Annotated in this window: 8 protein-coding genes; 1 reads left to right on the top strand and 7 read right to left on the bottom strand. The window is 68.8% G+C overall.

Going from position 1 to position 8,624, the window contains the following annotated elements; all coding sequences use genetic code 11:
• From ACESK5_RS17975 to ACESK5_RS17960, 4 genes are all read right to left on the bottom strand, one after another.
• Positions 1–1,495 (bottom strand): long-chain-fatty-acid--CoA ligase (locus ACESK5_RS17975; RefSeq protein ID WP_372912960.1); only part of this gene is annotated, 1,495 nt, incomplete at its 3' end.
• A 256-nt stretch (positions 1,496–1,751) separates the two neighbouring features.
• Entirely contained in the window at positions 1,752–2,468 is a 717-nt protein-coding gene (locus ACESK5_RS17970) for a hypothetical protein (RefSeq protein ID WP_372912959.1), read from the bottom strand.
• Positions 2,465–2,782 carry a 2Fe-2S iron-sulfur cluster-binding protein gene (locus tag ACESK5_RS17965; protein WP_372912958.1) on the bottom strand — a complete coding sequence of 106 codons (318 nt, stop codon included), beginning with the start codon at positions 2,780–2,782 and terminating at the stop codon, positions 2,465–2,467. Before ACESK5_RS17965 ends, ACESK5_RS17970 begins: the two co-directional genes overlap by 4 nt.
• A 7-nt stretch (positions 2,783–2,789) precedes the next feature.
• Positions 2,790–4,193: a selenium-binding protein SBP56-related protein gene (locus tag ACESK5_RS17960; protein WP_372912957.1), complete on the bottom strand. Its 1,404-nt coding sequence runs from the start codon at positions 4,191–4,193 to the stop codon at positions 2,790–2,792.
• Positions 4,194–4,353: 160 nt separating this feature from the next.
• Here ACESK5_RS17960 and ACESK5_RS17955 point away from each other — a divergent pair, with 160 nt between their 5' ends.
• On the top strand, positions 4,354–5,070 hold the full coding sequence (locus ACESK5_RS17955) for a helix-turn-helix domain-containing protein (protein WP_372912956.1): 717 nt from the start codon (positions 4,354–4,356) through the stop codon (positions 5,068–5,070).
• 58 nt (positions 5,071–5,128) lie between these two features.
• Here the strand turns inward: ACESK5_RS17955 and glyA are convergent, their stop codons facing one another.
• The 3 genes from glyA to ACESK5_RS17940 all read right to left on the bottom strand — a co-directional run.
• Entirely contained in the window at positions 5,129–6,376 is a 1,248-nt protein-coding gene (gene glyA / locus ACESK5_RS17950) for a serine hydroxymethyltransferase (protein WP_372912955.1), read from the bottom strand.
• A 150-nt stretch (positions 6,377–6,526) separates the two neighbouring features.
• On the bottom strand, positions 6,527–7,384 hold the full coding sequence (locus tag ACESK5_RS17945) for a methylenetetrahydrofolate reductase (protein WP_372912954.1): 858 nt from the start codon (positions 7,382–7,384) through the stop codon (positions 6,527–6,529).
• A gap of 112 nt (positions 7,385–7,496) precedes the next feature.
• The coding region (locus ACESK5_RS17940) for a hypothetical protein (RefSeq protein WP_372912953.1) at positions 7,497–8,624 on the bottom strand (1,128 nt) is incomplete at its 5' end.

The following is an 8,624-nucleotide window of genomic DNA, read 5'->3' as shown; positions in this document are numbered from 1 at the left end:
CGACGACGGTCGGGCATTTGAAGTGCGCGAGGTTGTCGCGGGCGAACTCGATGACCCCCTGCTCGGTGAGGTCGGCGCCGACGGCGGGCACGACGATGGCTTTGGGCGTCTCGCCCCACTTCTCGTGTGGGACGCCGATGACGGCGACGCGCTCGATGTCGGGGTGGTCGTAGAGCGTGTCCTCGACCTCGACGCTGGAGATGTTCTCGCCCCCGCTGATGATGACGTCTTTCTTGCGGTCCTTGATCGAGATCATCTCGCGTTCGTCGATGGTGGCGAAGTCGCCGGTGTGGAACCATCCGTCGAGCCGACCGCTGAACGCTTCACGAGTCCGCTCGGGTTTGTTCCAGTAGCGGTCCATGACCTGGTTGCCGCGGACGACGATCTCGCCCATCGTCTCGTCGTCGGGCGGGACGTCCTCGCCGTCCTTGTCGACGACGCGCAGTTCGGTCCCGAGCATGGCGTGGCCCTGCCGGGTCTTGATCGTGAAGCGCCCCTCGCTCTCGATCCGGCGCGGCGAGTTGCTCGTCGTGATCAGCGGGCCGGTCTCGGTCAGCCCGTAGACGTGCAAGATGTCCCAGCCGAGTTCGTCCTCGACGGTCCGGATGGTGGCCTCGGGGGGCGGGCTGGCCGCGGTCGCGATCCTGACCGGCTTGTCGCCGGTCGCCGGAACGTCGTGGTTCTGGTAGTGGTCGATCAGCTGTTCGAGGACCGTCGGTGCGCCACAGAGGTAGGTCACGTCGTGAGCGTGGATGCGGTCGAAGGCACCCCCGCTGTCGAAGGTGCGCTGGCAGACGTGTGTCCCGCCGACGCCGGTGATGATGTACGGATAGCCCCACCCGTTCACGTGGAACATCGGGAGCGTCCAGAGGTAGGCGTCGTCGTCGGTGATCTCGGTGTGGTGTGCGGCGACCAGCGCGTGCCAGTGTTCGGTGCGGTGGGTCCGGACCACCCCTTTCGGGTCGCCGGTCGTCCCGCTCGTGTAGTTGATCGTCGCCGGGTCGTCCTCGGAGACGTCGGGCCGTTCGACCGTGTCGGGGTCTGCCGCCTCCAGGAGCGCCTCGTAATCGCGCCAGTCGCCGTCGACGCGGTCGGCCGGGTTCGCGACGAACGTCGTGGCCGGGACCTCGTCGCGGATCGCCTCGACCTTCTCTGCGTACTCGTGGTCGGCGACGACCGCCTGGGCTCCACAGTCGTCGAGGATGTACTCGTAGTCCTCGGCGATGAGCCGGTAGTTGAGTGGGACCGAGATGGCCCCGAGGACGTTGATCGCGAACAGTGTCTCCAGAAACCAGTGCGTGTTCGGTGAGAGCAGCGCCACGCGGTCGCCCTCCTCGATACCGCACTCCGAGAGCGCCGCCGCCGCGCGGTCGACCCGCTCGCCGAACTCGGCGTAGGTGTACTCGGTTCCGTCGTGCGCGATCACGCCGACTGCGTCGCCGTAGATGTCGACTCCCCTGTCGAGGAAGTCGAGCGTCGTCATCGGTCGATGCATGCTATGCCAACACGTCGGTGTGAGGGGTAAAGTTCTTTTTCAACGACTGATTCGGTCCCGGAAGCGCCGAACCGCTGTACCGCAGTGTGTGACGGTGCGAGGGACTCACGACCGACTGCTCGGACCCGAGCGCTCGGCGGTCGACCTACACACGTCGGTTCAGCCGGCCGGTCCGGAGCGGTCGGTTCAAACGGCCAGTCCGGAACGGTCGGTCGCCGTGCGACGAGGACGAGGGGGACGGTCCTGGTGGACGGTCCTACGCCGGCACGACGCCCGCCACGTGTCGACGCCGCGTCTCCCGGGTGCCGACGGCGAGGAGGACACCCCCGACGAGCGCCAGCAGGCCGGCTTCGGCAGTCGGCGAGACGCCGCCGACGGCTCTCCATCCCGCCGCGACGCCGACGATGAACCCCGTCTGGACGACGAGCACTGCGGCGAGGGCGTACCGACGGCCGGCCGTCGCGTACAGCGACCCGACGGCGGCCGTCTCGGCGGCGGCGTGCCCAGCGACGACGAGGGCGCCCGCCAGCCCGAGCGCCGCATCGGCGGCGTAGACGGTGGCGAGGACGACGCCTTCGAGGCCGCGGTGGAGCGTCACGGCCCCCAGCGCCGCGTCCGCACAGGTTCCGCAGTCCGTGACCGCCGCGTCGCGGGCGACGTAGACGACGCCGACCCCGGCTGCGAGGCCGACGAGGGTCGCTGCCGCCGCCTGCGTGACGGCGAGCGCCAGCGCCGCGACACCGAGCGCGAACACCCCCACTGGGAGCGCCGCCCGTCCCAGCGACCACGGGAGGCGGCCGTACCCGATCAGCACGACCACACCCCCGAAGAGACTGACGAGGACGACGCTCGCGACGACCAGCGGGAACGAGAGACCCGTCTCGGCGGCGGCCACCTCGTGGGCGGACGCCGGCGTCGACAGGAGCGCGACACCGAGTGCGACGGCGGCCGTGCGTCGGGAGTTCCGAGTCATTTCCACGGGTTCGGCACGAGGTCGGCCTGTATCTCCGCCCCCACCTCGATCCGGCAGTCGGAGCGCGGTTCGGCCACACAGAGCAGGACGTAGCCGTCCAGCCGGTGTCCGGGTTTCAGCCCCCGCGGGCGTTCGACGTGGACGAGGTCACCCTCCAGCAGGCGCCCGGTGCAGGTGGCGCAGGCGCCGTACAGACAGCCGTAGGAGACGCCGAGACCCGCACGCTCGGTGGCGTCGGTGACCGTCTCGGACTCCCGGACCTCGACGGTCGTCTCCCGGCCGTCGCGCCACTCCAGCGTGACTGTGTGGGACATCGGCGGCTCACTGCCAGACGTCGCTGGTGCAGTCGCCGCCGGGCCAGCGAATCTCGTGGGCACGAGCCGCCCCGCCGGGCGCGTCGCCGAAGTCGACGACGAACTCCTCGTCGAGTTCCATCCGGCCCTCCTCGGGGTAGACGTCCGCTTTCATCATCAGCGACCCCCGCTCCCCGATTTCGGGGTAGAACTGGTTGTCCCACGAGGAGAACAGCGAGGTGGTCCAGTAGAGCCGTCGGCCGTCCCGGGAGAGCTGGAGCATCTGCGGCGCGCCGCGGACGTCGTGGCCGCCGACGGACTGGCGCTCGGCGAAGTTGCCCCCGACCCAGCACTGGTCGACCAGCCGTGGATTCCCCGTGTCGCTGATGTCGTACATCCGGACGTCGCCGTGGAGCCAGTTCGAGAAGAACATGTATTGGTCGTCGAGCGACAGGAGGATGTCCGTCACCAGTCCCGGCACGGGCATGTCCCAGTCGGGATGCTCGCGGTCCTCGACGTCGATGACCTTCTCCCACTCCCAGCGGCCGTCCTCCGCCTCCCAGAACCGGAGGATGTTCGACGAGAGCGCGGCGCCGACGTACCCCTCCGTCTCCTCGGGGTTGTGGGGCATCCGAATCTCGAGCGGGATGAGCCCCTCCTCGCCGAAGGTCAGCGTCTGCTGGTGTTCCTTCGTCTCCCAGTCCCAGACGTGGATGCTGTCGCCGTACTTCCCGTCCTCGACGTCGTCCAGGTCGAAGCCCGGGTAGTAGGTCTCCGGCGCTGCCCACTCGGTCGAGAGCATCACGCCGTGACGGGGCTGGTACCAGTAGTCGTAGTTCATCTCCATCTCCCCGCTGTCCGCTTCCCAGTGGCCGTCGATGGAGAAGTCCTCCTGGTCGAGCTGGAGGAAGCCGCCGGGGAGTTCGCCGTCGGCGTTGCCGAGCATGCTGATGACGATTTTCCCCTCGGGCACGCAGTGGACGGTGTGTGGCGCCGACAGGTCGTGCTCGAACACCTCCTCGGGTTCGATCACTTTCTCGATCTCGGGGTTCCGCGGGTCGGACGCGTCGAGGATGTGGATCCGCGAGGAGCGTTGCCCGGGGACGATGAGGTGGTCTCGCATCAGTCCCTCGGCGTGACACGACGACGAGCAGGTGTTCCAGCCGAAGTGGTGGAGTTCGTCGCCCTTGTTCGGCATCTCCACCGTGTCGATCAACTCCGCGTAGGTGTCGGAGTCGGGGTCGACGTCCACGACCCCGACGAAGTCGGGGCCGTCCACGTCCATCCCGACCCGGAGCGACATGACGAAGGCGGTCTTCTCGCGTTCCGACTCGGTGCGCATCGCCGCTGGCGTCGGATACCCCGGCCCCTCTACCTCGTGATGTTCGTGGCCGTGTGTCTCGGTCGACTGACTGGGTTCGTCGGTGCTCATGGCAGGCGTCAGCAGAAGCGTATTAATCACAAATAATAGTTTAGTTGTCGACCGACAATCTGGCGCTGCCGAACGACGACCGGGTGGGAACGCTTTTGCGCTCGCCGGTGTAGTTCGCCGGTGTGTTGCCAAGTCCCGGCCACGACCCGGAGGGTGTGTGATGCGCGAGTTCACGTTCAGCATCGACTACAACCCCGGTACCGACCCGGTGATGGACGTGTTCATCGACCACCCGTCGCTCGTCGCACGGGGACTGCACGGCTGCGTGAACGACGACGACTTCTGGCGCATCGAACGCCTCAGCGGGCCGGAGGCGGCGCTCGACGCGGTCGAACGGCTCCACCTCGACGACGACGGACGCACGGAGTCGGTGACCGAGGCGGACTGCCTCGCCACGGAACACCCCGACATCCTGGAGCGGTCCGACGGTGAGCGGGTGTTCTACACGTACGTCGAGCGGCTCAGCGGCGGCAAACCCATCCAGACGCTCGTCGGTCGGTATCTCCCGCCCGGGTCGCTCCTCTGTTCCCGTCGCTCGCAGGACCGACACGAGTGGCGTATCCTGATGCGGTCGGACGAGAAGGTCGGCCTGCTCTACGACGCACTCAGCGCGAACTTGCGGTCCGGACTCTCGTTTCACATGGGCCACCTCCGGGACGCCGACCAGTGGGGACACGACTCGCTCGGGACGGTCTCGCTCGACCCCGACCAGCGGACGGCGTTACGCGCGGCCGCCCGCCACGGGTACTACCGGGCGCCGAGCGAAATCACGCTCGACGAACTGGCGTCGAAACTGGACGTCCCACGGTCGACCCTCTCGTACCGACTGCGACGCGCCGAAGAACAACTCGTCACGGAGTACTTGAACCGCACGTGACACGGTCGGCGGACGGGAGTCCCGACAGGACCTCGCGGTCAGCCCGTCTCGACCCGCGTCAGTCGTACAGCGTGTACTCGTCGGTCAGTTCGTCGACGCGCTCGCTGACCGCCCGCACGACCGCCTCGTCGTGGGGTGCGTCGACCACGTCGGCGATGAGGTCGGCCACCTCACGGCAGGCCGACTCGGTGAACCCGCGGGTGGTGAGCGCCGGCGTCCCCGCACGGATGCCAGACGGGTTGAACGCCGAGCGCGTCTCGCCGGGGACCGTGTTGGCGTTCAGGACGATGCCGGCGTCTTCGAGCGCGGTCTCCACCTCCTTCCCGGTCGTGTCCGGGTGCGAGGGCCGGAGGTCGACGAGGACGAGGTGGGTGTCCGTCCCGCCGGAGACGAGGTCCAGACCCCGCGCCTGCAACTGGTCGGCGAGCGCGCGGGCGTTCGCCACCGTCTGTTCGGCGTAGGCGTCGAAGGCAGGGTCGAGCGCCTCCGCGAACCCGACGGCCTTCCCGGCGACGTTGTGCATGAGCGGCCCCCCCTGCGTGCCGGGGAACACCGCCTTGTCGACGGCGTCGGCGTGTTCCTCGTCGCACATGATGATGCCGCCGCGACCCGACCGGATGGTCTTGTGTGTCGACCCGGTGACGGCGTCCGCGACGCCGACGGGCGACTCGTGGACGCCCGCCGCGACGAGTCCCGTGATGTGGGCGATGTCCGCGAGGTGGTACGCCCCGACGTCGTCGGCGACGGCCTGGATGCGCTCGAAGTCCACCTCGCGGGGGTACGCGGAGTAGCCCGAGACGACGATGTCGGGGTCGAACGTCTCGGCCGTCGCCGCGAGTCCCTCGTAGTCGACGTAGCCCGTCTCGGGGTCGACCTCGTACTGCTCGACGTCGTAGATCTGGCCCGCGAAGTTCGCGGGGTGACCGTGCGAGAGGTGACCGCCGTGGGTCAGGTCCAGAGAGAGGATGCGGTCGCCCGGTTCCAGTAGCGCGAGGTAGACGCCCATGTTCGCCTGCGACCCCGAGTGTGGCTGGACGTTGACGTGGTCGGCACCCCACAGTTCCGTCGCACGCTCGATGGCGAGTTCCTCGACCTCGTCGGCGTGGGCACAGCCACCGTAGTACCGCTCGCCCGGGTAGCCCTCGGCGTACTTGTTCGTCAGCGCCGACCCCTGCGCCTCCATGACGGCGGGCGAGGCGTGGTTCTCGCTGGCGATCATCGCGAGCGTGTCGTTCTGGCGCTCGCGCTCGGCGTCGAGCGCGTCGGCCACGGCCGGGTCCGTCTCACGGACGGTGTCGAACCTCATACCCCCCCTAGTGACCGGACCACTGAATAACGTCGGCTCGCAAGACGTACCGAACTACTGATACTTCGTGTTCTGGTCGCTACGGCGTGCTGGCGGTGTGCGTGGTCACGTCCCGAGGGAGGGCTCGTCGCCTCCCGGTGGCCGGTCGCGTCAGCCCCCGAGGCGGCTACGACGCCACTTCTCGGTGTCGGGCGTCTGGTTGAAGGTGTAGATGTGGAGTCCCCGGAGGTCGTACCGCTCGTCCGTCGCGTACGGAGCGAGGCCGTCGACGAGGCGGTCCGGTTTGTACGTCCCCCGCGAGCCGACGAGTTCGCGGACGAACCCGAGGATGCCGGTCGTCTTCTTCAGGAACTTGATGGAGTCGCCGACGCCGACCTTCTGTGAGATGCTCATGAGCCGCTGGTAGTTCATCACGCCCGGGATGCCGACCTCGACGGGCAGGTCGACGCCGCGGTCGCGGAGCGCGTCCGTCCACTCGAGGATGGTCTCGGGGTCGTAACAGAGCTGGGTGACGATGTACGTCGCGTACGGTCGCTTCTTGTCCATCGCCTCCGCCAGCGTCTCCTCGGAGAGGAACTCGTGCCCCTCGGGGTAGCCCGTGATGCCGACCTCCTCGAACTCGTACCCGAGCTCTTCGAGCGCTACCAGCAGTTCGTGTGACGACTCGAACTCCCCTGCCGGCTCCTCGCGGTCGCCGCCCGGGACGAAGATGTCGGTGACGTCGATGGCCTCCAGTCGGCTCGCGATGTCGTCGAGGTGGTCGCGGTCCTCGACGTACCGGGCGGCGATGTGCGGCGAGACGTCGTAGCCGAGTTCGACGGCGTCTTCGGCCCGCTGGACCGTCCGGTCGATACCGAGCTGGGGCGACGTCGTGATGGCGACGGTCGCGTCCTCCGGCAGGTGCGTGATCTCCTCGTCGAAACTGTCGAACGGCATCAACTCGAAGCGCGCGTCGGTCAGGAGCCGCTCGACACCCGACGGCTCTACGGTCGCTGTTCTCTGACCCATACTGTACCGTGGTAAAGCGGCCGGACGTACTTGCATCTATGGGTGATTCACGCAAGGGGTTTAAACCGGCGATGGGGAACCGGCGGCTTTGGGTGCCGAGCGACCGGCGGCGTCAGGCGCTGTTCGCGATTCGCTGGCGGATGCGTCCCGTCACGGTCTCGTGGGAGACGGCCCCCTGTGGGCCGTCGGAGATACGACCCAGGAGCAGTTCCAGGAGGCCGAGCTGCTGCAGCAGCTCCCAGGCGCGCTGCTGTTCGAGGCCGAGCTCACGCTGGACCTCGTACACCGTCGACGACTCCGCGACGGCGTCGACGACGTCCTCGATGCAGAGCCCGTCCGGGAGGCCGATTCCGTCGGTGACGAGTTCCTCGCCTGGGGTCGGCCCGACGCGTTCGACCCCACTCGGGACCCGACTGGCCGACGCGTCCTCCGGCTCGCCGTCGGGCGTCGCCTCGTCCGCCCCCGGGTCCGACTCCGACTCGCCGGCGGCGGCAGCGCCGGTGCCGGCCCCGGACCCGGCGTCCGTGCCCTCGCTCCCGTCGGCATCCACGCCGGCGTCAGCGTCGGCGTCGGCCGCCGTCTCGGACTGACCGTCCCCTTCCCGGGCCGTTCGGTAGCTGGTGGGGGTGTGGACGCCGGCGTCGATCATGTACCGGCGAACCGTCTCTCCGGCGACGTCCATCTCGATGCGGCGACTCATCTCGGCGAACGTCTCACACGAGTCGTACAGTCGCTGGAGGTAGGCCGTGTCCTCGTACGGCGGCAGGGAGTCGTCGCGGACCGCCGCCAGCCCTTCGACCGTCTCGGTCGCCGCCTCCTCGTCGTCCGCGTTCCCGCCCGCCTCGTCGCCGTTCGCGGTCCGCTCGTGTGTCTCGCCGCCCTCGGCGACGGGGTCGTCACCCCTCGCGGCGGGTTCGTCGGCCTCGGTCGCTTCCTCCGTGTCGACGTCGGCGGTGGCCTCGGCGTTCCGTCGGTCGTCGTCCCCGCCCGGGTCGAGGACCAGCGTCACGGCCAGCACGACCTCGTCGCGTTCCGTGACACGGACGGAGGGTTCGCCGACAGAGACGGCAGCGGTGACGGCCTCGGGGAGCGGCGGCGTCCCGGCGGAGAGTTCGACCACGAACCCGCCGTCGTCGGTCATCGTCGCCGTCCCGACGGACAGCGCCGGCCCCGCCTCGTCCCCGTCGAGGGCGACCGGGAGTTCCAGCGTCGCGTGGAGACTCCCGTGCTCGTCGCTCAC

It is taken from the genome of Salinigranum sp. (genome assembly GCF_041641895.1).
Classification (GTDB): domain Archaea; phylum Halobacteriota; class Halobacteria; order Halobacteriales; family Haloferacaceae; genus Salinigranum.
The sequence above is the reverse complement of the archived record's forward strand: the minus strand, read 5'-3'. Positions and strand labels throughout refer to the sequence as shown.